Genomic DNA, 24,407 nt, shown 5'->3' with positions numbered 1-24,407 from the left:
CGCGTGGCCCAGATCGTTCGACTCGATGACCCGTCCGACCCGCGGCTGCACGACTACACCGAGCTGAGGGACGTGAGTCTGCGGCGGCGGCTGGAGACCGAGCGGGGACTGTTCATCGCCGAGGGCGAGAAGGTCGTGCGCCGAGCGGTGGAGTCCGGACACGCGCCGCGGTCCTTCCTGATGGCCCCGCGTTGGATCGACGGGCTCGGCGACGTCATCGACGGCACCGACGCGCCCTGCTACGTGCTCGAGGAGTCGGTCATCGAGCACCTCACCGGCTTCCACGTGCATCGCGGAGCTCTCGCGGCGCTGGAGCGGCCGCCCGCAAGGCCGGCCGCCACGGTGCTGGCGGGCGCCCGGCGGGTGGTGGTGCTGGAGGACCTCGTCGACCACACCAACGTGGGGGCGATCTTCCGCAGCGCTGCCGCCCTGGGGTGGGACGCCGTGCTGCTGTCGCCGCGGTGCGCCGACCCGCTGTACCGCCGATCGATCAAGGTGTCGATGGGGGCGGTGTTCCGTCTCCCCTGGGCGCGGGTCGACGACTGGGCGTCCACCCCCGAGCTGCTCGCGGACGCAGGCTTCACGGCTGTCGCGATGACGCTGGGTGAGGGAGCGGTACCGATCGACGAGGTCGACACGGATCGACCCCTGGCGCTGGTGGTGGGGTCGGAGGGGCACGGCCTCACCCGGCACTGGGAGAGCGCGAGCCCGGTCCGCGCCACCATCCCGATGGCCGAGGACATCGACTCCCTGAACGTCGCGGCGTCGGTGGCGGTGGCCTGCTGGCAGCTCCGGGGCCCTAGTCTGCGCACATGAGTCAGCAGCGGCGGGTCCGTCGGGCCGTGGCCAGGACCATCACGCGCGTCATGCGCTACGAGATGGTCGGGGAGGTTCCACCCACCGGGATCCTGGTGGGCGCGCCGCACACCTCCAACTGGGACTTCATCACCATGCTGCTGGTCATGTGGCACGGCGGGGAGCATCCGCGGGTGCTGGTCAAGCAGCAGCTGTTCCGCGGCCCGCTCGGCTGGGTCATCCGTGGCCTCGGAGGGGTGCCGCTGGACCGCGAGAACCCGGCCGGCGTCGTGCGGGAGCTGGTCGACGAAGCCAGGTCGGGGGAGTCGTTCCGGCTCGTCGTGGCCGCCGAGGGCACCCGCTCACGGGGGACGCACTGGAAGTCCGGCTTCCTGCGGCTCTCGCGGGAGACGGGTCTGCCGGTGAGCCTGGCGTTCTTCGACCCGCCGACGCGCACCATGGGATTCGGGCCGACCTTCCACGCCAGTGACGACGTGCGGGCCGACATGGACGTCGTGAGGGATTTCTACGCCGACAAGCTGGGCATCCGGCCGCGCAACGCGACACCGCCGTTGCTGCGCGAGGAGGACTGACCCCCACGCCGCGGGTCGCCTCGGGCTGCGCCCTCACGGTCGCTGCGCTCCCTGGCGACCGCAACCGGTGCCCTCACGGTCGCTGCGCTCCATGGCGAACGCAAACCGGTGTTCGCCAGTCCGAGGAACGAGGGCGTGAGCGCAGCGAGGCGAACCCCTCGCGAGTCTGTCGCCTCGGGCTGCGCCCTCACGGTCGCTCCGCTCCCTGGCGAGCACTTGGGGAGCGGAGCGAGGCCTGGCGACCACCTCTGTCGTCTCAGGCGTCCTCGCGGTGCCGTGCCTCCGCGGGGCTGGCGGTCACGGGCCAGTCGTCGGGGTAGTCCTCGGCGACCTCACGGTGCGTCTTGTACAGCTTCTTCCGGGACCGTTCGGGGACCCGGTCGCCGAAAACCGTGCCGAACAGGTGGTCGGTCTCGTGCTGCAGGCAGCGGGCCAGGAGGCCGGAGCCCGTGAACTCGACGGGCTCACCGTGCTCGTCGAAGCCACTGACGTGGGCGGCATCGGGGCGCGCGCAGGTGGTGAAGGCGCCGGGCAGCGACAGGCACCCCTCGTCGTCGTCGTCGAGGCGCCGGTCACCGAGCGCCGGCAGGGTGAGCACGGGGTTGCAGACCACGCCGGTGACCCGCTCGCTGTCCTCGTCGGGGCAGTCGAAGACGAAGACCTTCAGGTCGACGCCGACCTGGTTCGCCGCGAGGCCGACCCCGTTGGCGGCGTACATGGTGGCGACCATGTCGCGCACGAGGACCCGCAGGTCCTCGTCGAACGTGGTCACGTCGGCCAGCTCGCGGTGCATGACCGGGGTGCCCCAGCGGGTGATCGGGCGGACGGATCCGCCCTCAGGGAGGGGACGGGACTGCGGGTCGGGCACAGCGGGACCTCACGACGGAGCGAACGGGACGACCTCACGGTATCGGAGGCGCGACACGGGATCGCGGGAAGTGCTGGCCGCCGCACGTGATTCCGGATACCATCGGTATGCCAAAGTGCAACTGCGAGTTACGCTTTGGTGAGCACCCGGCGGGCACCACGTCCGACCGACCGTCCCAAGGAGAACCAGTGGCCTCTCGCAAAGACCCGATGGGCATCGGCCTCGCGGTGTTGAACCGCATCGCCAGCTCGCCCGCGATCGACCGGCTCGGACTGCGCAAGCAGGCCGAGAGCGCCGTCTACCACGGCACCCGGACCGGCTTCCAGGCCGCCGGAGCAGCGGCTCGCACCTTCAAGCGCGTCAAGGGCTCCGGCAAGCCCGTCCGCCAGCACACCACCGCCGACAGCGGGGTCTTCGACCTCTCGCCCACCGAGGACCAGCAGATGATCGTGGGCGTCATCAACGAGTTCGCCTCCGAGGTCCTGCGCCCGGGTGCCGAGGCCGCCGAGGCTGCCGACTCGACCACGGCAGAGGTGCTGGCCCAGACCACCGAGTTCGGGCTCAGTCTGCTCAACGTGCCCGAGGACCTCGGTGGTCTCTCGGAGGAGCGGTCGGCCATCACCGGCGTGCTGGTCGCCGAGGCGCTCGCCGAGGGCGACATGGGGCAGGCCGTCGCGTGCCTCGCCCCGGCCGCCGTGGCCACCGCCATCTCCCTGTGGGGCTCCGACGAGCAGCAGCAGACCTACCTGCCCGCCTTCACCGGCGAGGACGTCCCCGTCGCCGCCCTGGTGGTGGCCGAGCCCCGGCCACTGTTCGACCCCTTCGAGCTGAGCACCACCGCGACGCGGACCGGCGACGGCTTCGTCCTCGACGGCCTGAAGTCCGGTGTGGTCCGCGGCCTGGACGCCGAGCTGTTCATCGTGGCCGCCCAGCTCGACGGTGCGCCCGCCCTGTTCGTGGTGGAGGCGCCCACCGCCGGCGTCAGCGTCGCCGCCGACCCGTCCATGGGTCTGCGCGCCGCGGGCCTGGCCCAGCTCAAGCTCGACCAGGTCTCGCTGCCGGCCTCCGCGCTGCTGGGCGAGGGCACGCTGGACGACTACCGCGAGTGCGTCCGCCTGTCCCGCCTGGGCTGGGCCGGTCTGGCCCTCGGCACCGGCAAGGCGGTACTGGACTACACCAAGGACTACGTCGTCGGCCGGGAGGCGTTCGGTGAGCCGATCGCGTACCGGCAGTCGGTGGCCTTCATGGTGGCGAACATCGCCATCGAGCTCGAGGGCATGCGCCTGGTCACGCTCCGGGCCGCGTCGCGGGCCGAGCAGGGCCTGCCCTACGCCCGTGAGGTCGCGCTGGCGCGTCGTCTCACCAGCGAGTACGGCATGAAGATCGGCACCGACGGCGTCCAGCTGCTCGGTGGTCACGGCTTCGTCAAGGAGCACCCGGTGGAACGGTGGTACCGCGACCTGCGGGCCGTCGGCCTGATGGAAGGAGCAGTCCTCGTCTGAGGGCGGAACACACCATGATCAATCTCGAGACACCCAAGAAGTTCCGCACCTTCGTCGACCAGGCCAACCAGGTCGCCGACAACTTCCTGCGCGCCAACTCGCGCAAGTACGACCTCGCCGAGCACTCGTACCCCAAGGAGCTCGACCTGCTCGCCTCGTTGATCGACGGCATGAGCGATTCCGGTCAGGGCCAGGGTGCCGGCGCCGCCGGTGTCCGCCGGGACGAGGACGAGGCCGGCAAGGGCAAGGTCAAGAACGGCACCAACATGTCCTCGGTCCTCTCGGTCATCGAGATGTGCTGGGGCGACGTCGGCCTGCTGCTCTCGATGCCTCGCCAGGGCCTGGGCAACTCCGCCATCGCCTCGGTCGCGACCGACGAGCAGCTCGAGCGGTTCAAGGGCACGTGGGCGGCCATGGCCATCACCGAGCCCAGTTTCGGCTCGGACTCGGCCGCCATCACCACGACCGCGGTCAAGGACGGCGACCACTACATCCTCAACGGCGAGAAGATCTACGTCACGTCCGGTGAGCGCGCCGACACCGTGGTGGTGTGGGCGACGCTCGACAAGAGCCTGGGTCGCGCGGCCATCAAGTCCTTCGTGGTGCCCAAGTCGCTGCCCGGCATCCGGGTGGAGCGGCTCGAGCACAAGCTCGGCATCCGGGCGTCCGACACCGCGGTGATCCTGCTGGAGAACTGCCGGGTGCCGGCCGAGAACCTGTTGGGCAGCGCCGAGGTCGACGTCAAGCAGGGGTTCGCCGGTGCCATGGCGACCTTCGACAACACCCGTCCCCTGGTGGCGGGCATGGCGGTGGGCCTGGCCCGTGCCGCGCTCGAGGAGGTCCGCTCGCTGCTGGACGCCGCCGGTGTCGAGATCGACTACGACCGGCCCGCCCAGTCGCAGTCGTACGCCGCCGCGACCTTCATCGCGATGGAGGCCGACTGGGAGGCCGCGCTCCTGCTGACGCTCGAAGCGGCGTGGCTGGCCGACAACCGCAAGCCCAACTCGATGGAGGCCTCGATGTCCAAGGCCAAGGCCGGCCGGGTGGGCAACGACATCACCCTGCGGTGCGTCGAGCTGGCGGGCACGCTCGGCTACAGCGAGACGTCGTTCCTGGAGAAGTGGAGCCGCGACTCCAAGATCCTCGACATCTTCGAGGGCACCCAGCAGATCCAGCAGCTGATCATCGCGCGCCGGCTGCTGAACCTGTCGTCGTCGCAGCTGAAGTAGCACCTCGGCACCGACACCGACGCGAGGGGCATCCGTACGGGTGCCCCTCGCGCTGTCGGTAGGGTCGCTCCATGACCAGCCAGCGTCCGTTCGACGTCGAGTACGAGCTGACGCGGCTCACCCAGCGGCTCCGGCGCCGGTCGATGCGGATCGTCGAGCAGCTGCACCCCGAGCTCGACTACGGGACCTACCTGTTCTTCCTCGGCATCTGCGAGGCACCGGGCGAGGTGCGGGGCGCCGACCTGGCGGAGAGCTTCGGTGTGCACAAGTCCACGGCGAGCCGCGCGGTGTCGACGCTGGTCCGACTGGGCCTGGTCGAGCAGACACCGGATCCCCTCGACGGCCGCGCCCGGCTGCTGACCCCGGCCGGGCCGGCCCTCGCGCAGCTGAACGCTGCCCGCACCGACGTCCAGCGTCGCCTCGAGGAGCTCTTCAGCGGCTGGGACGCTGACGACGTGGCCGCTTTCACCGACCTGCTGCACCGGTACAACGACGCCGCCGACGCGACGCTCGACTGACGCTCAGATCGTCAGCATCGTCTTGATCGCCGTCCGCTCGTCCATCGCGCGGTAGCCCTCGGCGACCTGGTCGAGCGGCACCGTGAGGTCGAAGACGGCTCCCGGGGCGACGGTGCCGTCGAGCACGTCGGGGAGCAGCTCGCCGAGGTAGGCGCGGACCGGGGCGATGCCGCCGGCGATGCCGATGTTGCGGCCGAACATCGCCGGGACGTTGAGCTCGACGTCGTGGGGGACGCCCACGTAACCGATCCTCCCGCCAGGACGGGCGCAGGCGATCGCCTGCGCCATGCTGTCCTTGGTGCCCACGCACTCCAGCACGTGGTCGGCGCCGATGCCGTCGAGCATCTCGCGGACGGTCTTGGCGCCCTCCTTGCCACGCTCGGCGACGATCTCGTCGGCACCGAAGGACCGGGCCACCTGCTGGCGGTCGTCGTGGCGGGACATGGCCACGATGCGTGCGGCGCCGAGTCGCTTGGCCGCGAGCACGGCGCTGAGTCCGACAGCACCGTCACCGACGACGGCGACGGTGCTGCCGGCCTTGACGCCGGCCGAGACGGCGGCGTGGTGACCGGTGGGGAACACGTCCGAGAGGGTCAGCAGGTGCGGGATCATCTCCGCACTGGGCTCCGACGGGGTCGCGACGAGGGTGCCGTCGGCCCAGGGGATCCGGACGAACTCACCCTGACCGCCGTCGACGTCGTGGCCCTGCTTGTCCCGCAGACCCCACATGCCGCCGTTGGTGCACGACGTGTGGACACCGCGCTCGCACAGTGCGCAGGTGTTGTCGGAGAAGGTGAACGGCGCGATGACGAAGTCACCGGGCTGCACGGTCGAGACGTCGGCGCCGACCTGCTCGACGATGCCCACGAACTCGTGTCCGATGCGTTGCGGCTTGCGCACGTCGTGGACGCCTCGGTACGGCCACAGGTCGGACCCGCAGATGCAGGAGGCGACCACGCGAACGACGGCGTCGGTGTCGAGGACGAGGGCAGCATCGGGCACGTCGTCGAGGCGGATGTCGCGGGGCGAGTGCAGGAGTGTGGCGCGCATGGGGCCCATTCTTGCGCGTCGACGGGTGTGGAAGGATCGCAGGATGACATCCAAGCCTGAAGTGGACTTCATCGAGGGCCCGGCGCCCACCGAGCTGCAGATCACCGACCTGGTCGTCGGCGACGGCCCCGAGGCCGTGGCCGGCGGGGTCGTCGACGTGCACTACGTCGGCGTCGAGTTCGACACCGGCGAGCAGTTCGACGCTTCCTGGGACCGCGGACAGTCCGCGAACTTCCCGCTGCCGCAGCTCATCGGCGCCTGGCAGCAGGGCATCCCCGGCATGAAGGTCGGCGGTCGTCGCCAGCTGGTGTGCCCGCCCGAGCTGGCCTACGGGCCGGCCGGTGGCGGTCACCGCCTGTCGGGCAAGACCCTCATCTTCGTGATCGACCTGCTCGGCGTCGGCTGACGTCAGGTTCGCCTCGTAGGCCCTCGTTCGCCAGGGAGCGGAGCGACCGTGAGGGCGAGGAACGAGCCCGAGGCGTTCACTCACGCGAGGTTCGCCTCGCTGCGCTCACGCCCTCGCAAGCTCGGGCTGGCGAACGCGCGGTCGCGTGTTCTCGGTGGTTGAGGTGCTGCGAGGAACGAGCAGCCTCGAAACCACGCCCCCGTGTGGTCGCCAGGGAGCGGAGCGACCGTGAGGGCGAGGAACGAGCCCGAGGCGCTCACTCACGCGAGGTTCGCCTCGCTGCGCTCACGCCCTCGCACGCTCGGGCTGGCGAACGCGCGGTCGCGTGTTCTCGGTGGTTGAGGTGCTGCGAGGAACGAGCAGCCTCGAAACCACGCCCCCGTGTGGTCGCCAGGGAGCGGAGCGACCGTGAGGGCGAGGAACGAGCCCGAGGCGCTCACTCACGTGGGATCGTCGGATTCGTCATCGCGGCCGACGCCGCCGGGACCCTCGGCTGGTACTGAGCGCGGTCAGAGGGCGTCGACGAGCGCGGTGACCCGCTTGACCGACACCGGGAACGCCGTGCGGAGCTGTTGCGCGAGCAGGCTGACCCGCAGCTCCTCCAGCGCCCATCGGACGTGCTGCACGTCAGGCGCCAGCCGTGCCCAGGTGCCCAGCCCGGCGGTCCTCTCGTGGAACCGTGCCTCCAGCTCCTGCGCCGCAACCAGGTCGTCGGTCAGCGGGGTGTCGAGACGACGTCTCGCCGCCTGGAGGTAGACGGGAAGTCGCCGCAGCTGCGCGGTCCCGGCATCACGGATGAAGCCCGGGTGGACCAGCCACGACAGCTGCACCCGGACGTCCTCGCCGGCCTCGGTCTTCGGGAGCGGTACGAGCTCGCCGTAGGCCCGCAGGACGTCGAGAGAGGTCCGCACGGCACGTTCGGTCTCGTCGAACATCTCCCCCCGGACCCACTCGCGGAGGGCGTCGTACGACCGCTCGTCCCGAACCGGACCGCCGTGCCGGACGACGAGGGCGTCGAGCGCGGCCAGCCAGCACTCCTCGATGACGGCGGCGGCATCACGGTGGGGCCCGGTCGAGAGCAGGAGCTTGGCATGCAGGTCCAGGGTCCGTCCGATGCCGGGCACCGGTGAGGGAAGGGCGAAGGACAGGAGGCGTGCCTGCCCCCGCACCATCGCCGCCGTCTGCTCGGCCTCGGAGTCCAGGATCCGCAGGGCGACGCTCGACCCCTCGTCGACGAGCGCCGGGTAGCCGGTCACCTGACCGGCGCGGAGCGTGGGTTCGAGGGTCCCGACCTCCCAGCGCCGCAGACCGGTGCGCTCCTCCTGCCGCGCCACCGCGGTGAGGTCCGCCCGCAGGTGAGTGGTGAGCTGCTCGCGCAGGGCCGACAGGTTCTTGCCGCGGGCCAGCTCGCTGTCGCCGTCGACGACCCGGAAGGTGACGCGCAGGTGGTCCGGAAGGGCGGACACGTCGAAGTCGTCGGCGTCCACGACCGTGCCGTTCAGCAGGCGCATCTGTCGGGCCAGCTCGGCCGTCAGGTCATCCGATCCCGGGTCCATCGCCGCGACCAGCCGCGGAGCGAACTGACCGGCCGGCACGAACTCGCGACGCAGTCGCTTGGGCAGCGACCGGATCAGCTCGGTGACCAGCTCGACCCGGTGCCCCGGCACGTGCCAGGCGAAGGCGCGGTCGTCGACGGCCAGCAGACGGGCGAGCGGCACGTCCACCGTGACCCCGTCGACGTCGGCGCCGGGCTCGAACGCATAGGTGAGGGGGTACGACTCGCCGTCGGAGTGCCATTCACGAGGGAACTCCGCGTCGGCGTCGGGGGAGTCGGCGAGCAGCATCTCGCGGGTCAGGTCGAGCAGGTCGGGGGAGTTGCGGCGGGTCTTCTTCCACCAGGCGTCGAAGTGGCGCACCGACACGACCTCGGCCGGGATGCGCTCGTCGTAGAACGCGCACAGGGTGTCGTCGTCGGCGCGCAGGTCACGCCGACGCAGCCGGTCCTCCAGCTCGTCGACCTCGGTCACGAGGGCCTGGTTGCGGTCCCAGAAGTGATGGTGGGTGCGCCACTCGCCCTGCACCAACGCGTGGCGGATGAACAGCTCGCGCGAGACCTCGGGGTCGATCCGGCCGTACTGCACCAGACGGTCGGCCACCACGGGGAGGCCGTAGAGCGTGACCCGCTCCCGGGCCATGACCGCTCCGCGCTTGATCGACCAGTGGGGCTCGGCGTACTGCCGCTTCACCAGGTGCGCGGCGGCCTCCTCGATCCACTCCGGCTGCACCCTGGCGACCGAGCGGGCCCACAGGCGGTTGGTCTCGACCAGCTCGCCGGCCATCACCCACGCCGGCGGCTTCTTGGCCAGGCCGGAGCCGGGGAACACCATGAACCGCGCCCCACGGGCGCCGGCGAACTCCCGCCCGTCGGGCTCCCGCAGCCCCACCTGCGAGAGCAGTCCCGTCAGCAGGGCGCGGTGCACCAGGTCGGGATCCGCGCCGGTCGGTCCGGGCTTGAGCCCCATGTCCTTGGCCGTCCGCCGCAGCTGGGTGTGGACGTCCTGCCACTCCCGGATCCGCAGGTAGTGCAGGAACTCCGCCTGCACCTGCTTGCGGAACTTGCTGTGCGACTGCTGGTCGTGCAGCTCGCGCAGATAGGACCAGAGCGACAACCACGACAAGAAGTCGGAGTCCGGCTGCCGGAACCGGGCGTGCTTCTCATCGGCGGCCTGCTGCTGCTCCAGCGGACGCTCGCGCGGGTCCTGGATCGACATCGCCGCGACGATGACGAGCACGTCGCCCAGGCACCCGAGGCGGTCGGCCGCCAGCAGCATGCGCGCCAGCCGTGGGTCGACGGGCAGCCCGGCCATCGTCCGGCCGAGGCGGGTCAGGCGGTCGGCCGCACCTCGCCCAGGTGCCAGCGCACCCAGCTCGCGCAGCAGCGCGATCCCGTCGGCGACGGCACGCGAGTCCGGCGGGTCGAGGAAGCCGAACTCACGGATGTCGCCGAGGTCGAGCGAGGCCATCTGGAGCATGACGGAAGCCAGGTTGGTGCGCAGGATCTCGGGGTCGGTGAACTCCGGCCGACCGTCGTGGTCCTCCTCGGAGTACAGCCGGATGCAGATGCCGTCCGCCACGCGACCGCACCGCCCGGCCCGCTGGGCGGCGCTGGCCTGCGAGATCGGCTCGATCGGCAGGCGTTGGACCTTGAGACGTTGGCTGTAGCGCGAGATGCGGGCCAGGCCGGGGTCGACGACGAACCGGATGCCCGGGACGGTCAGTGACGTCTCGGCGACGTTGGTGGCCAGCACGATCCGCCGGCCGGAGGTCGGGCCGAAGATCTTCTGCTGGTCGTGCGCGGCCAGCCGCCCGTAGAGCGGGAGGATCTCGGTGCGGGGGTACTGGCGCCCGGCGAGGTGGTCGGCGGCGTCTCGGATGTCGCGTTCGCCCGGCAGGAACACGAGGATGTCGCCGTCGCGCGGCAGCTCGTCGATCGCGGCGGTGATGCCCTCCAGCAGGTCGCCGGAGTCGCTCTCGTGCAGGGGTCGGTAGCGGACCTCGACGGGGTAGGTGCGCCCGCTGACCTCGATGACCGGGGCGTCGAACAGGGCGGCGAACCGATCGACGTCGATCGTCGCCGACGTGATGACGACCTTGAGGTCGGGTCGACGGGGGAGCAGCTGGTGCAGGTACCCCAGCAGGAAGTCGATCGACAGCGAACGCTCGTGCGCCTCGTCGATGATGATCGTGTCGTAGCGCCGCAGGTCGCGGTCACCGTGGATCTCCGCGAGCAGCAGTCCGTCGGTGACCAGCCGAACCTGAGTGTCGCGGCTGCTCTGGTCGTCGAACCGCACCGCGTAGCCGACCTCGGCGCCCAGCTCGACGTCGCACTCGTCGGCGATGCGGCGGGCCACCGAGCGCGCAGCCAGACGCCGCGGCTGGGTGTGGGCGATCGCGGTGCGCCCGAGCCCCAGCACGATCTTGGGCAGCTGGGTGGTCTTGCCCGATCCGGTCTCACCGGCCACGACCACGACCTGGTGGTCACGGATCGCGGCACCGATCTCGTCGCGGCGTGCCGAGATCGGCAGCGCGTCGTCGAACTCCAGCCTCATCGCAAGCCGATCTGGTCGGCCAGGGCGAGGTAGCCCACGAACGCCACGACGTCGAGCAGCGTGTGGGCCACCACGAGCGGCATGACACGGCCGGTGCGTTCGAACCACCAGCCGAACACCAGCCCCATGACCACGTTGCCCAGGGCCTGGCCGAAGCCCTGGTACAGGTGGTAGGTGCCGCGGATCAGGGAGCTGAGCACGATCGCGGGCCAGGGACCCCAGCCGAGCTGCCGCAGCCGGGTCTGCAGGTAGCCCACCATCACGACTTCCTCGAGGAGGCCGTTCTGGAGTGCGGCGAGCACGAGGATGCCGACCGTCCAGAGGTACACGGTGTCCGGCGCCGGCACGATCTCGGCGGTGACTCCGAGCGCTCTTCCGGCGAAGTACAGGCCGAGCCCGGGAATCCCGATCACGGCGGCGAGTCCGGTGCCGACCAGCAGGTCATGACGCGGGCGGGTGCGGTCGAAGCCGATCGGCCGGCCGGCCAGGAGGTACAGCGCCAGGAGCACCGGCAGCACGCCGAAGCCGATGCTCAGCAGCTGCAGGGTGAGGTCCAGCCACTGGCGGTCCGCACGGGTGGCGTTGAGTGTGGCGGTGGACTCACGCAGACCACCATCGGTCAGCTTGATGACCAGGCTGAGCACGGCGTACACGGCGGACTGCCCCAGGGACAGGCCGAGCACGATCCAGACCTCGGCCCGCAGCCGGGTGGGTGAGGGGGTGGACACGACCTAGAGGTCGTCCGTCTCGAAGGTGTTGCACACGTTGGCGGTCCCCTGCTCGTACCCGGACAGGAACCAGCGCTGCCGCTGGTCGCTGGAGCCGTGGGTCCAGGTCTCGGGGTTCACGGTGCCGCCGCCGAGGTTCTCCTGGATGTTGTCGTCACCGACGGCTTCTGCCGCCGACAGCGCCGACGCGATGTCGGCATCGGTCAGGGGTTCGATCAGCGCGACGCCGCCGTCGTCCTGCGTGTCGGCCGCGTGGTGCGCCCACACGCCGGCGAGGCAGTCGGCCATCAGCTCGACCCGCACGCCGCTGCTGGTCGGTCCGGTCGACCGGTCGGCCTGGGCCTGCGCCAGGTAGCCGAGGATGTGCTGCACGTGGTGCCCGTACTCGTGCGCCACGACGTACATCTGCGCGAGCGTGCCTCCGTCGGCCCCGAACCGGCCGCTGAGGTCGTCGAAGAACCCGGCATCGATGTAGATGCGCTCGTCGGTGGGGCAGTAGAACGGGCCGGTGGCCGACGACGCGGTGCCGCACGCCGACTGGGTGCTGCCCGAGAAGATCACGGTGGTGGACTCACGGAACTGCACGCCGACATCGGCGGGCAGGGCGTCGGTCCAGTAGTCCTGGACGCTGTTGACGGTGCCGACGATGCGGCACACGTCGGAGCGGTTGGCGTCGGCACCGGTCTCGCACTCCGACACGTCGACGCTGCTGCCGGAGCTGCTGCCGGACAGGACCTGGGAGGGATCGAACGGCAGACCGCCGGCTCCGCCGCTCCCGGTGCCCCCGAGGAACAGGTACACCAGCAGCAGCACGACTCCGCCCACGCCGCCCCCGGCGATGGCGCCGCCCTTGCCGCCCAGCACCTGGCTGGTGTCGAGCCGGGCGCTGTCGTTGAAGGTCACCCGGGCATTCTACGGCGGTGCCGGTTCCGGCATCTGGGTACTGTGCCGAGGTGAGCGACACCATGGCCGACAGCGCCGAGACCTCGTCCTTCGCGATGCCGGCCGAGCTGTCGGGCGCCGACCTCGAGCGGCGGCGCGGGCTGCGCCGGATGCGGATCGTCGCGACCTCCCTGCTCGGCCTGGCGGCCGTCGTGTTCCTCCTCACTCGCGACGGGGAGGGCGCGTGGGGCTACGTCAACGCCGGTGCCGAGGCGGCGATGGTGGGGGCCATCGCCGACTGGTTCGCGGTGACGGCGCTGTTCAAGCACCCGTTGGGTCTGCCGATCCCGCACACCGCGATCATCCCCAAGCGCAAGGAGTCGCTGGGCGACAGCCTGCAGGAGTTCGTGGTCGACAACTTCCTGCAGTCCGACGTGGTGAGCGAGCGGATCATGTCGGCGAGGGTCGCGTCCCGGGCCGGGGCCTGGCTGGCGGACGCCGGCCACGCCGAGCGGGTGGTGCGCTCGGGCTCGCGGATCGCCGCCCACGGCCTGCGCCGGATCTCCTCGGACGACGTCGCGGCCCTGGTGCAGGAGGCGCTGGTGCCGAAGCTGGAGGCCGAGGAACTGAGCCCGGTCGTCGGTCAGCTGCTCGGCGAGGTGGTCGAGGAAGGTGCCCACACCGGGCTGGTGGACCTGGTGACCGGCGAGCTCCACCGGTGGTTGGTGTCGCACGAGATCGAGGTCGCCGCCCTGGTGGAGCAGCGCGCCCCCTGGTGGACACCGCAGTGGGTCGACGAGCGAGTGTCACAGCGGCTGCATCTCGAGGCGGTCACGTGGGTCAAGGAGATCCACGACGGCCTGCACCACCCGGCCCGCCGGACCCTCGACCGCTGGCTGGCGACCCTCGCCCACGACCTGCAGCACGATCCGGACACACGGGAGCGTGCCGAACGGTTGAAGAACCGCCTGCTCACCCAACCCCAGCTGATCAGGTCGTCGATCTCGATCTGGGACTCCCTGCGTGGAGCGCTCATCGAGGCCCTGCACGACGACGACGGCCTGCTGCGCCGCCGCGCCATCGAAGAGGTCCAGGCCTTCGGTCGCCGTCTCGAGTCCGACCCCCGCATCTCCGGCCGGCTCGACGAGATCGCCGCAGAGGTGGCCTCCTACACCGTCGAGCACTACGGCCACGAGCTGGCGACCGTCATCTCCGCCACGGTCAAGCGGTGGGACGGGGTCGAGACGTCCCGGCGCATCGAGCTGCACGTGGGCCGCGACCTGCAGTTCATCCGCATCAACGGCACGGTGGTCGGCGGACTGGCCGGTCTGGTCATCCACACCCTCACGCACCTCTGACAGGCCCGCGGCCCGCGTGCCGGCGGAAGCCGCAGGTTTGCTAAGGTTGCCGCTGCTGCACCGCGCGTTGCACGAGCGCATGTCCGGGTGGCGGAATGGTAGACGCGCTAGCTTGAGGTGCTAGTGCCCTTTAACGGGCGTGGGGGTTCAAGTCCCCCCTCGGACACTCAAGACCCTCACACTCTCGCCGGTGTGGGGGTTTTGTTCGTCGTGGGGCAGCAGCCTGGCGTCCCGCGTGCTCGCCAGTTCGTCCTGCGGCTGTGGCCTCGCGCAGTAGCGTTTGATCCGTGACTGCACCCACCATGACCACCGTCGGCGAGCTGCGGGCCTCGGGCCACGAGGCGAAGACCCTGCGGGCCGAGATCCGTGACAACCTGCTGGCTGCCCTGGCCGAGGGACGCGATCCGTGGCCTGGGCTGCACGGCTTCGAGGCGACGGTGATCCCCCAGCTCGAACGGGCGCTGATCGCCGGGCACGACATCGTCCTGCTGGGGGAGCGCGGGCAGGGCAAGACCCGGCTGCTGCGCACGATGGTCGGGCTGCTCGACGAGTGGTCGCCGGTGATCGAGGGATCGGAGCTGGGGGAGCACCCCTACGAGCCGGTCATCGCCGCCAGCATCCGCCGCGCCGCCGAGCTGGGCGACGACCTGCCGATCACGTGGCGGCACCGCGACGAGCGCTACGCCGAGAAGCTCGCCACGCCCGACACGTCGGTCGCGGACCTGATCGGTGACGTCGACCCCATGAAGGTGGCCGAGGGGCGCAGCCTCGGTGACCCCGAGACGATCCACTTCGGCCTGATCCCGCGCAGCCACCGCGGCATCGTCGCCATCAACGAGCTGCCCGACCTCGCCGAGCGCATCCAGGTCGCGATGCTCAACGTCATGGAGGAACGCGACATCCAGATCCGCGGCTACGTGCTGCGGCTGCCGCTCGACGTGCTGGTCGTCGCCAGCGCCAACCCGGAGGACTACACCAACCGCGGCCGCATCATCACGCCGCTGAAGGACCGGTTCGGCGCCGAGATCCGCACCCACTACCCGACCGAGCTGGCCGACGAGGTCGCCGTGATCCGACAGGAGGCCGACCTGGTCGCCGAGGTGCCCGACCACCTGGTCGAGATCCTGGCGCGGTTCACCCGTGCCCTCCGCGGCTCCAGCGCCGTCGACCAGCGCAGCGGCGTCAGTGCCCGCTTCGCCATCGCGGGCGCCGAGACCATCGCCGCCGCCGCCATCCACCGGGCCACCCGGCAGGGCGAGCCGGAGGCCGTGGCCAGACCGGTCGACCTGGAGACCGCCGTCGACGTGCTCGGCGGCAAGATCGAGTTCGAGTCCGGCGAGGAGGGCCGCGAGGACGAGGTGCTCGACCACCTGCTGCGCACCGCCACCGCCGAGACCGTGCGGGCGCACCTGCGAGGGGTCGACTTCGGCCTGTTGGTCGACGCGATCGAGGCCGGAGCCATGATCACCACCGGCGAGCAGGTCACGGCCCGCGACTTCCTCGCCGGTCTGCCGGCGCTCGGTGAGTCCGAGCTGTACGACGAGGTCTGCGAACGACTCGGCGCGACGAGCGACGGCCAGCGCGCCGGCGCGATCGAGCTGGCCCTCGAGGGGCTGTACCTGGCCCGCAAGGTCAGCAAGGACTCCGGCGGCGGCGAGACCGTGTATGGCTAGGCCCAACCGGCGCCTCACGCGCGACTCCCGGTACGGCCGGTACGACGGCGGCCCGGACCCGCTGGCCCCGCCCGTCGACCTGTCGGAGGCGCTGGACGCGATCGGCGAGGACGTCATGGCCGGGTACTCACCCGAACGGGCCATGCGGGAGTTCCTCCGACGCGGCGGCCGCGACCAGTCCGGTCTGGACGACCTGGCCCGCCGGGTCGCCGAGCGCCGCCGCGAGCTCACCGAGCGGCACCACCTCGACGGGACCCTCGACGAGATCCGCGAGCTGCTCGACCGCGCCGTGCTGGCCGAACGGGCCCAGCTGGCACGCGACGTCGAGATGGACGACACCGACCGGGCGCTCGCCGAGATGCAGCTCGCCAACCTGCCCACCTCGGCGGCAGCCGCCGTGAGCGAGCTGAACGACTACCGGTGGAGCAGCAGCGAGGCTCGCGAGGACTTCGAGAAGATCAAGGACCTGCTCGGGCGCGAGATGCTCGACCAGCGGTTCGCCGGCATGAAGGACGCCCTCGAGAACGCCACCGACGAGGACCGGGCCGCCATCACCGCGATGCTCGACGACCTCAACGCCCTCCTGGAGGCGCACGCCAGGGGCGACGACACGACCGAGCAGTTCGCCGCCTTCATGGACACCCACGGACAGTTCTTTCCCGAGAACCCGACCACGGTCGAGGAGCTGCTGGATGCGCTGGCCCAGCGGTCCGCCGCGGCCCAGCGGATGCGCAACTCCATGAGCCAGGAGCAGCGCGACGAGCTCGATGCGCTGTCGCAGCAGGCCTTCGGGTCACCGGAGCTGATGAACTCCCTCGCCCGGCTCGACGGCACCCTGCAGGCGCTGCGACCGGGGGAGGACTGGGGCGGATCCGAACCGATGGACGGCGAGCAGGGCCTCGGCCTCGGTGACGGCACGGGCGTGTTCCAGGACATCGCGGACCTGGATGCGCTGTCCGACCAGCTGTCCCAGTCGTACGCGGGTTCGGCGATGGACGACCTCGACCTCGACTCGATCGCCCGCCAGCTGGGCGACGAGGCAGCCGTCGACGCCCGGACCCTGCAACAGCTGGAACAGGCCCTGCGGGACTCCGGCACCATGAAGCGCGGCACCGACGGACATCTCAAGCTCACCCCCAAGGCGATGCGCCTGCTCGGCAAGGCACTGCTGCGAGACGTGGCCCAGACGCTGTCCGGACGACAGGGCAACCGTGACGTCCGGCAGGCCGGAGCCGCGGGCGAGCGGTCGGGGGCCACCCGGGAGTGGGCCTTCGGCGACACCGAACCGTGGGACGTCACCCGCACCATCACCAACGCGATCGTGCGCTCGGCCGGCGAGGGCACCGCCACCTCCGGCGGGGTGCGCATCGAGATCGGCGACGTCGAGGTGCAGGAGACCGAGGCGCGCACCCAGGCCTGCGTCGCGCTGCTGGTCGACACGTCGTTCTCGATGGCGATGGACGGCCGGTGGGTGCCGATGAAGCGCACCGCGCTGGCCCTGCACACGCTCATCACCAGCCGGTTCCGCGGCGACGACCTGCAGCTCATCGCCTTCGGCCGCCATGCCGAGGTGATGGACATCGAACAGCTCACCGGGCTCGATGCGATGTATGCCAAGGGCACCAACCTGCACCACGCGCTGCTGCTGGCCAACCGGCACTTCCGCAAGCATCCGAACGCGCAGCCGGTGCTGCTGATCGTCACCGACGGCGAGCCCACCTCGCACCTGGAGACCAGCGGGCACGTGTTCTTCGACTACCCCCCGCACCCGCTGACGATCGCCTATGCGGTCCGCGAGCTGGAGAACGCGATGCGGCTCGGCGCCCAGACCACCTTCTTCCGCCTCGGCGAGGATCCCGGTCTGGCCCGGTTCATCGCCTCCATGGCGCAGCGCGTGGGCGGCACGGTCGTGGCACCGGAGCTCGACGACCTCGGTGCCGCGGTCGTGGGCTCCTACCTCGGGGCCAGGCACCCCGGGGGAGCGCCCGGAGGCGGATTCGGTGGGATGTTCGGCGGGGGACGGGGCTTCTGGGCCGGCTGAGCGCTATGCTGGACGGGCACCGACCGGCACGGCCGCTCGTCGATCGACCATTTCTCGACGCAGCGCAGCCCGTCAGGCGCAGCAGGACCACGACTCGCGTGGCCTGTACGCAGTGGAGGATTCCTTGGCCAGACGAGGCCAGCGCCCCTCGGGCGCGACCCGCACCGCCCCGCGTGACCAGCGGCGAGCCCGCGACCAGCAGGGCATCCTGCCCGTGCTCGCGCGGGCCGTGCGCGAGGTCGAGAACGCCGTCGACCGCGGGCGCGTCTCGCCGCAGTCACGCACCAAGTTCCAGGTCGTGGCCCTGTTGGCCCGTGAGGAGCGCAGCCGCGTCAAGGTCGCGGACGACCTGTCCGACGGCCAGCGGGCGGAGCAGCTGAAGCGGCTCGACGGCATCGGCACGATCCTGGCCAAGTCCGCGGCTCGCGAGCCCGACCTGTTCGAGCTGCTGGGCGAGGACGCCGTCGTCACCGATGCCGCCAAGGCGCTGCGCCGCGAGATGATCGCGGCCGCCGGTCATGAGCCCGAGCCGGAGCCGGAACCGGCGCCCGACGAGGCCGGGCCGGCGCCCGACAAGCGGGTGGTGCCGCAGTCGGTCATCTCGCGCCAGCTCGCCAATCCGTTCCTCGCTCCCGACTTCTCCGCCGCACCGCCGCCGAAGGTCGAGGTGCAGCGGCTCGCCGGGTGGGAGCTGCTCGGCCCGCTGCTGTCGGCCTTCGAACGCGCCGCCGGTGGCGCCTCGGCCTGCATGGACCTGCCCGAGCCGACCGCCGCGGGCAAGCCGACGGGCCTGCCGCTCATGCACCACCAGGGTCAGCTGGTGGCCGCGGCCGCCGCCGGCCACCGCACGTTCCTGCTCGCCGACGAGCCGGGTCTCGGCAAGACGGCTCAGGCGCTTCTGGCGGCCGAGGCCGCCGACGCGTACCCGCTGCTCGTCGTCGTCCCCAACGTCGTCAAGACCAACTGGGCGCGCGAGGCCCAGCTCTGGACGCCGAACCACCCGGCCACCGTGATCCAGGGCAACGGCGACAACATCGACGGGTTCGCCGACATCGTCATCGTCAACTACGAGGTGCTCGACCGCCACGTGGGCTGGCTCGGCGACCTGGGCTTCCGCGGCATGGTGCTCGACGAGGCGCACTTCATCAAGAACAAGACGTCGCAGCGCTCGCAGCACGTCCTCCAACTGTCCGAACGCATCCGCAGCTGGACCCCGCGTCCCCTGCTGATGGCGCTCACGGGCACCCCCCTGATCAACGACATCGACGACTTCCGAGCCATCTGGCAGTTCCTGGGGTGGATCGACGAGAAGAAGCCCCGCGCCCAGCTGATGGCCACGCTGGAACAGACCGGGCTGACGCCGCTCGATCCGGGCTTCTACCCGGCGGCCCGCTCACGCGTCATCGACCTGGGCATCGTGCGTCGTCGCAAGGTGGACGTGGCCGCCGACATCCCCGCCCGACGCATCGCCGACCTGCCCGTGGAGCTCGACGGTCAGGCCGGTCGGTCGATCCGCGAGGCCGAGCGGGAGCTGGCGAGGCGACTCGTCGCGCGCTACCGCACGGCGCTGGAGACACGGTCCGCCGGTGTCGTCGTCGACGGCATCGACCACGACCTGGTCCGCCAGGTCGCCACGTGGGAGAGCGACGACTCCAGCTCCAGCGACGAGAACGTCTTCTCCATGCTGCGTCGCATCGGTCAGGCGAAGGCCGTGCCCGCCGCCGACTACACCGCCCAGCTGGCGCGCAACGTCGGCAAGGTCGTGTTCTTCGCCAAGCACGTCGACGTCATGGACGTCGCCGAGCAGACCTTCGCCAAGGCCGGACTCCGGTACGCGTCGATCCGGGGCAACCAGACGCCGTCGGTGCGCCAGCAGAACATCGACGCGTTCGTCGAGGATCCCGACGTCGCGGTCGTCGTGTGCTCGCTCAGCGCCGCCGGAGTGGGCCTGAACCTGCACGTCGCCTCGAACATCGTGCTGGCCGAGCTGTCGTGGACCGACGCCGAACAGACCCAGGCCATCGACCGGGTGCACCGCATCGGTCAGGAGGAGCCGGTCACGGCGTGGCGCATCATCGCCGCCCAGACCATCGACACCAAGATCGTCGAGCTCATCGACTCCAAGGCCGGACTCGCCGCCCGTGCTCTCGACGGGTCCGACGAGGAGGTCGGATCGGCGGTCGACCTGCAGGTCGAGGCCCTGGTCGGCCTGCTCACCGAGGCGCTGGCGGCCGAGCAGTTCTGACGCCGGCGGCTCGCGCTACAGCGACGCCGTCCAGATGATGGTCGTACCGGCGCCACCGGACACGATCCGCAGACCGCCGCCGCGGGCGGTCGCTCGATCCTCCAGGTTGGCCAGGCCGCTGCGCCGCGGCGACGAGCCGAGTCCGACCCCGTCGTCGGCGACCGTGACCTGGATCTGTGAGCCCGCGATCGCGACCTCGATGTCGATCGCGCTCGCCTGGGCGTGCTTGACGGCATTGGTCAGCGCCTCGCCGATGACCGCCTCGACGTCGCGGGCCAGGTCGGGGTCGGTCAGCAGGTCGATCGGTCCGTCGAAGGCGACGGTCGGACGCCGTCCCATGTGGTCGCCCAGGCGGTTCACGACCGCCAGGATGCGACCGCGGGGGCTGCTCGCGGCACGCTCGACGTCCTGACTCATCGCGAAGATGCTCTGCCGGATCTGGGTGATGGCGCCGTCGATCTCCTGCACATGGTCGGTGATGCGGGCCGCCGTGCCGGGGTCGAGGCCGGAGGCGGTGGCCTGCAGGCTGAGCCCCGTGGCGAACAGCCGCTGGATCACGTGGTCGTGCAGGTCACGAGCGATGCGGCTGCGGTCCTCCAGCATGGAGACACGGCGGCGGTTGCGCCGGGCCTCGGTGCGGTCGAGCGCGACGCCGACGTGACTCGCGAACGAGCTCACCATCGTCAGGTCGCGCGGACGGAACGCGCCCTTGGTCGCGCAGCGGCTCACCACGAGCGCGGCGCCGGGGTGGTCGGACCCCACGAACGGCGCGATGAGGGCGCTGTGCGCCATCAGCCCGCCGCCGTCGTGGATGCGCGCACGTCGCGACGAGATGGCCTCGGCCACGGGATGCCCGGCCGCGTCGTGTCGAGACCCCTGCAGGGCCGCCGCACCCTCTCCCAGGGCGAGGTCGACGACCAGCGAGCCGGTCTGCTCGTCGCGGCGATGGATGCTGACCGTGTCGGCCTCCGCCAGGTCCAGCACGGTCTGCAGCAGCTGCATCACCGGGTCGCCGTCGTCGTCCGAGAGCAGGTCACGGGTGGCGTCGGCGAGCGCCAGCGACCACTTCTCACGGTGCTGGGACTCCTCGAACTGCCGTGCGTTCGCGATCGCGATGCCGGCGGTGGCGGCGAGGCCCTCGGCCAGGCTCTCGTCGTCGGCGGTGAAGGCCCCGCTGCGGCTGTCGGTCAGGTACAGGTTGCCGTAGACCTCCGAGCGGACGCGGATCGGGACGCCCAGGAAGCTGTCCATGGGCGGATGGTGCGCCGGGAACCCGCTGGACCGCACGTCCGCGGCGATCCGCGGGATCCGGACGGGCCGAGGGTCGTCGATCAGCGCGCCGAGCAGGCCCTTGCCGGCCGGCAGGTGTCCGATCTGCTCGGCGGTCGGCTCGTCCATGCCCACGTGGATGAACTGCTCGAGGCCACCGTCGTCACCGATGACGCCCATCGCCGCATAGCGGGCGTCGATCAGCTCGGTGGCCATCTCCACGATGCGGCGCAGCACCGTGTCGAGGTCGAGGTGGCTGGTGACCGCGTGGTTCACCCGGATCAGGTCGCGCAGCCGTGACTGCGAGACCAGGTCCTCGACCGCTGCGTCGTGCTCCTCCCCGGACGTCATGTCGTCACTGTAGGTCGGGCGGGGATCAGACCGGCAGCAGCCGCGAGACGAAGCGTTCGAGCTGGTCCATGGTGCGGCACTCGTGCATCTCGACGACCTCGGCGTACTCCGGTGCCACGGAGTCGCCCAGTCCCCACTTGGAGGTGTGCTCGGGATTGAGCCAGAAGGTGCGCTTGGCCCGCAGCGCGATCTCGTGCAGGGCGTCCAGCCGGGGGTTCTGGTTGTTGTTGCGTCCGTCTCCAAGGATCAGCACGGACGTCCGAGGGCCGACGACGTCGAGGTGGTCCGCCACGAAGTCACCGAACGACTCCCCGTAGTCGCTGCTGGTGTGCCACTTGGTGATCCGCGCCTCCTCGGAGATCCGGCGGCGGGGGTCGTCGCCGCCGTCGTGCACCAGGTCGGTCACCTCGTCGACGGTGTTGACGAAGGCGAACACCCGCACCTTGCTGAACTGGTCGCCCAGAGCCCTCACGAGCAGCATCGTGAACCCCGAGAAGCCGGCGACGGATCCCGACACGTCGCACAGCAGCACCAGCTCCGGCCGGGTGGGGTGCGGAGGCGCGAACACGGGACGCAACGGGACACCGCCGGTGCCCATGGCCCGGCGCAGGGTGCGGCGCATGTCGATGCGGCCGCGGTGCGCTCGTCGCCGGCGCGCTGACAGCCGGGTGGCCAGCTTGCGCGCCAACGGTTGGACCGCGGCCCGCAGCTCGGCCAGCTGCCGGGCGTTCGCGCTGAGGAACTCGACCTGGCCGGCACCCTGTCGCACCGCGTGACGGGTGACCAGCTCCCGTCCGCGCAACTCCGCGGTGCGGCGGCGGGCCTCGGCCTCGACCATCGCCCGGAAGGCGTCGACCGACCGACGCACCTCGTCCCGGCCCAGCCGGTCGGTGACGTCGCCCTCGCCCGCGCCCTGACCGCCACTGCCCTGGCCCCCGCTGCCCTGGCCCTGACCTTGACCCTGGCCGGCCCCGCGTGCGGCCTCGGCACCGGCGATGAGCGTCTGCGGCCGCATCCGGTCGAGTGTCTGGTAGGCCGACCAGCCGCCGGACTGCCCGGCCGGCCCGCCCACCTCACCGAGCAGCTCGACCGCGATCTCGGCGATCTGCTGCATCGTGCGCAGGTCGGCCTCGGCCAGCGCCATCGTGAGCAGGTCGCGCAGGTCCTCGACGCCCAGGTCCGAGGCGTCCTGTGCCGCCGAGGACACTCCGACCCCGGCAGGGAAGAACACGTCGAACGTCATGTCGAAGACGTCCCGCTGCCCGCCCCGCCGCACCAGCGCCGACGCCAACCCCTCGCGGAGCCGCTCGCGATGGTCCAGGCCCAGGGTGGCGGCGACGGCCGCGGCGTCGACGGTCTCGCTCGGACCCGCGGGGATGCCCTTGCTGCGCAGCGCTCCCACGAACTCCACCAGCCGCGCCGACAGGTCGTCGGTCATCTCCGATCACGCACCGGCGCTGAGGACCGCGTCGAGGTCGAGCTTGGCGCGAGCCTTCGTCAGGTCGTCCTGGTGCTTGAGGATCACGCCGAGGCTGTCCGACACCACCTGCTCGGACAGCGTCGACGCGCCCAGGGCCACCAGGGTGCGGGCCCAGTCGATCGTCTCGGCGACCGACGGAGCCTTGCGCAGCGGCAGCGCCCGCAAGGCCCCGACGACCCGCACGACGGAGTCGGCCAGGGCGGCGTCGAGCTCGGGAACCTTCAGGCGGACGATGCGCTCCTCGAGCTCGGCGTCCGGGAAGTCGACGTGCAGGAACAGGCAGCGGCGACGCAGTGCCTCCGACAGCTCACGGGTCGCGTTCGACGTCAGCACCACGAACGGCCGCCGGGTCGCGACGATGGTGCCGAGCTCGGGCACCGTCACCTGGAAGTCGCCGAGGACCTCCAGCAGGAGGCCTTCGATCTCGACGTCCGCCTTGTCGGTCTCGTCGATGAGCAGCACGGTCGGGTTCGGGTTGCGGATGGCCTGCAGCAGCGGCCGGGGGAGCAGGAACTCCTCGCTGAAGATGTCGGTGCGCGCCTCGTCCCACGACTCGTCGCGGCCGGCGGTGATGCGCAACAGCTGCTTGGCGTGGTTCCACTCGTAGAGCGCCCGCGCCTCGTCGACGCCCTCGTAGCACTGCAGTCGGATGAGCTCGGCTCCGGAAGCGGCGGCCACCGCCCGTGACAGCTCGGTCTTGCCGACGCCAGCCGGACCCTCGACCAGGAGCGGCTTGCCCAGCTCGCTGGCGAGGAACACCGTGGTGGCGACCGCCTCGGACGCGAGGTAGCCGACCTCGGCGAGCCGGGACACGACGTCGTCGACCGAGGTGAAGGGGGTGGTCGGTGCCATGGGCTGGTGTCTCCCGTGCTCGACGGGCCGATGGCCCGGTTGATGCCTACCATCGTGCCGTGGCCCTGATCGAAGTCGTGCGCGAGGTCCCCCTGTCCGTCGACGAGGCGTGGGGGCGGCTCACCGACTGGAGTCGGCACGGTGACCACGCCCCGCTCACCAGCATCGAGCTGACCCCGACGGGGTTCAACGCCCGCACCGGGCTCGGCCGTCTCGGGTTCGACGACCCGATGGACGTGGTGCAGTGGGCGCCGCCGCACCACTGCCGGATCGAGAAGCGGGGCCGGGTCGTGCTGGGATGGGCCGAGATCACGGTCGAGGAGATCGCCTCCGGGTCCCGCGTGCGCTGGGTCGAGGAGATCCACGTGCGCGGTGTGCCCCGGTTCGCCCGCCGGATCGAGGCCGCCGCCGGTCGCCGGCTGTTCAGTGGCGTCATCGACGAGCTGCTCGCCTGACGG

General features: G+C 71.2%; 19 protein-coding genes and 1 tRNA gene. 12 read left to right on the top strand and 8 right to left on the bottom strand.

Translation table 11 applies throughout. The annotated features are described in order from the left end of the window. The first annotated feature begins 3 nt into the window (after positions 1–3). Positions 4–816 carry a TrmH family RNA methyltransferase gene (locus HMPREF0063_RS06275; RefSeq protein WP_007077812.1) on the top strand — a complete coding sequence of 271 codons (813 nt, stop codon included), beginning with the start codon at positions 4–6 and terminating at the stop codon, positions 814–816. Continuing rightward, on the top strand, positions 813–1,388 hold the full coding sequence (locus HMPREF0063_RS06270) for a 1-acyl-sn-glycerol-3-phosphate acyltransferase (RefSeq protein WP_007077811.1): 576 nt from the start codon (positions 813–815) through the stop codon (positions 1,386–1,388). The genes HMPREF0063_RS06275 and HMPREF0063_RS06270 overlap by 4 nt, the downstream gene beginning before the upstream one ends. Positions 1,389–1,644: 256 nt before the next feature. On the opposite strand, the gene def is transcribed toward HMPREF0063_RS06270, so the two are convergent. Next, positions 1,645–2,256, bottom strand: coding sequence for a peptide deformylase (def, locus tag HMPREF0063_RS06265; RefSeq protein ID WP_007077810.1), 612 nt, complete (start codon positions 2,254–2,256; stop codon positions 1,645–1,647). A 188-nt stretch (positions 2,257–2,444) separates the two neighbouring features. On the opposite strand from def, the gene HMPREF0063_RS06260 reads away from it, so the two are divergent. The 3 genes from HMPREF0063_RS06260 (at position 2,445) to HMPREF0063_RS06250 (ending at position 5,505) form a co-directional block, all read left to right on the top strand. Then, entirely contained in the window at positions 2,445–3,758 is a 1,314-nt protein-coding gene (locus tag HMPREF0063_RS06260; RefSeq protein ID WP_007077809.1) for an acyl-CoA dehydrogenase family protein, read from the top strand. A gap of 14 nt (positions 3,759–3,772) precedes the next feature. After that, positions 3,773–4,987, top strand: a complete 1,215-nt coding sequence (locus tag HMPREF0063_RS06255) for an acyl-CoA dehydrogenase family protein (RefSeq protein WP_007077808.1) — start codon at positions 3,773–3,775, stop codon at positions 4,985–4,987. 71 nt (positions 4,988–5,058) lie between these two features. After that, positions 5,059–5,505, top strand: a complete 447-nt coding sequence (locus tag HMPREF0063_RS06250) for a MarR family winged helix-turn-helix transcriptional regulator (RefSeq protein WP_007077807.1) — start codon at positions 5,059–5,061, stop codon at positions 5,503–5,505. Positions 5,506–5,508: 3 nt separating this feature from the next. Here the strand turns inward: HMPREF0063_RS06250 and HMPREF0063_RS06245 are convergent, their stop codons facing one another. Beyond that, positions 5,509–6,555 (bottom strand): zinc-dependent alcohol dehydrogenase family protein, encoded by a 1,047-nt coding sequence (locus tag HMPREF0063_RS06245; protein WP_040320140.1) that lies wholly within the window; start codon positions 6,553–6,555, stop codon positions 5,509–5,511. Between the two features lie 43 nt (positions 6,556–6,598). Here HMPREF0063_RS06245 and HMPREF0063_RS06240 point away from each other — a divergent pair, with 43 nt between their 5' ends. Next, the gene (locus HMPREF0063_RS06240; RefSeq protein ID WP_007077805.1) at positions 6,599–6,961 is read left to right on the top strand and encodes an FKBP-type peptidyl-prolyl cis-trans isomerase; all 363 of its coding nucleotides are present in this window, start codon (positions 6,599–6,601) and stop codon (positions 6,959–6,961) included. Between the two features lie 509 nt (positions 6,962–7,470). Here the strand turns inward: HMPREF0063_RS06240 and hrpA are convergent. The 3 genes from hrpA to ypfJ are packed head-to-tail and all read right to left on the bottom strand — an operon-like array spanning position 7,471 to position 12,701. Beyond that, the gene (hrpA, locus tag HMPREF0063_RS06235; RefSeq protein ID WP_007077803.1) at positions 7,471–11,070 is read right to left on the bottom strand and encodes an ATP-dependent RNA helicase HrpA; all 3,600 of its coding nucleotides are present in this window, start codon (positions 11,068–11,070) and stop codon (positions 7,471–7,473) included. After that, on the bottom strand, positions 11,067–11,798 hold the full coding sequence (locus HMPREF0063_RS06230; RefSeq protein WP_007077802.1) for a CPBP family intramembrane glutamic endopeptidase: 732 nt from the start codon (positions 11,796–11,798) through the stop codon (positions 11,067–11,069). Before HMPREF0063_RS06230 ends, hrpA begins: the two co-directional genes overlap by 4 nt. A 3-nt stretch (positions 11,799–11,801) precedes the next feature. Next, positions 11,802–12,701 (bottom strand): KPN_02809 family neutral zinc metallopeptidase, encoded by a 900-nt coding sequence (ypfJ, locus tag HMPREF0063_RS06225; RefSeq protein WP_007077801.1) that lies wholly within the window; start codon positions 12,699–12,701, stop codon positions 11,802–11,804. Between the two features lie 50 nt (positions 12,702–12,751). Here ypfJ and HMPREF0063_RS06220 point away from each other — a divergent pair, with 50 nt between their 5' ends. The 5 genes from HMPREF0063_RS06220 (at position 12,752) to HMPREF0063_RS06200 (ending at position 19,997) form a co-directional block, all read left to right on the top strand. After that, on the top strand, positions 12,752–14,038 hold the full coding sequence (locus HMPREF0063_RS06220) for a DUF445 domain-containing protein (protein ID WP_245527740.1): 1,287 nt from the start codon (positions 12,752–12,754) through the stop codon (positions 14,036–14,038). A gap of 81 nt (positions 14,039–14,119) precedes the next feature. Beyond that, positions 14,120–14,204 (top strand) — tRNA-Leu (locus HMPREF0063_RS06215). Positions 14,205–14,325: 121 nt separating this feature from the next. Beyond that, a complete protein-coding gene (locus HMPREF0063_RS06210) occupies positions 14,326–15,711 on the top strand; it encodes a MoxR family ATPase (protein WP_007077799.1) in 1,386 nt (461 codons plus the stop codon). Next, positions 15,704–17,752 (top strand): vWA domain-containing protein, encoded by a 2,049-nt coding sequence (locus HMPREF0063_RS06205; RefSeq protein ID WP_007077798.1) that lies wholly within the window; start codon positions 15,704–15,706, stop codon positions 17,750–17,752. The genes HMPREF0063_RS06210 and HMPREF0063_RS06205 overlap by 8 nt, the downstream gene beginning before the upstream one ends. A gap of 124 nt (positions 17,753–17,876) precedes the next feature. Next, the gene (locus tag HMPREF0063_RS06200) at positions 17,877–19,997 is read left to right on the top strand and encodes a DEAD/DEAH box helicase (RefSeq protein ID WP_040320138.1); all 2,121 of its coding nucleotides are present in this window, start codon (positions 17,877–17,879) and stop codon (positions 19,995–19,997) included. 15 nt (positions 19,998–20,012) lie between these two features. Here HMPREF0063_RS06200 and HMPREF0063_RS06195 read toward each other — a convergent pair whose 3' ends face one another. Genes HMPREF0063_RS06195 through HMPREF0063_RS06185 form a run of 3 tightly spaced genes read right to left on the bottom strand, consistent with a single transcriptional unit; the run spans position 20,013 to position 23,949 of the window. After that, entirely contained in the window at positions 20,013–21,617 is a 1,605-nt protein-coding gene (locus HMPREF0063_RS06195; protein ID WP_007077796.1) for a sensor histidine kinase, read from the bottom strand. A 25-nt stretch (positions 21,618–21,642) separates the two neighbouring features. Then, positions 21,643–23,055, bottom strand: a complete 1,413-nt coding sequence (locus tag HMPREF0063_RS06190; protein ID WP_007077795.1) for a VWA domain-containing protein — start codon at positions 23,053–23,055, stop codon at positions 21,643–21,645. 6 nt (positions 23,056–23,061) lie between these two features. Next, positions 23,062–23,949, bottom strand: coding sequence for an AAA family ATPase (locus tag HMPREF0063_RS06185; protein ID WP_007077794.1), 888 nt, complete (start codon positions 23,947–23,949; stop codon positions 23,062–23,064). Between the two features lie 59 nt (positions 23,950–24,008). Here HMPREF0063_RS06185 and HMPREF0063_RS06180 point away from each other — a divergent pair, with 59 nt between their 5' ends. After that, entirely contained in the window at positions 24,009–24,404 is a 396-nt protein-coding gene (locus tag HMPREF0063_RS06180) for an SRPBCC family protein (RefSeq protein ID WP_007077793.1), read from the top strand. The last annotated feature ends 3 nt before the right edge of the window (positions 24,405–24,407 follow it).

It is taken from the genome of Aeromicrobium marinum DSM 15272 (assembly GCF_000160775.2).
Lineage (GTDB): Bacteria > Actinomycetota > Actinomycetes > Propionibacteriales > Nocardioidaceae > Aeromicrobium > Aeromicrobium marinum.
Note: the sequence above shows the minus strand (reverse complement) of the source record. Positions and strands in the feature narration are given on the sequence as shown.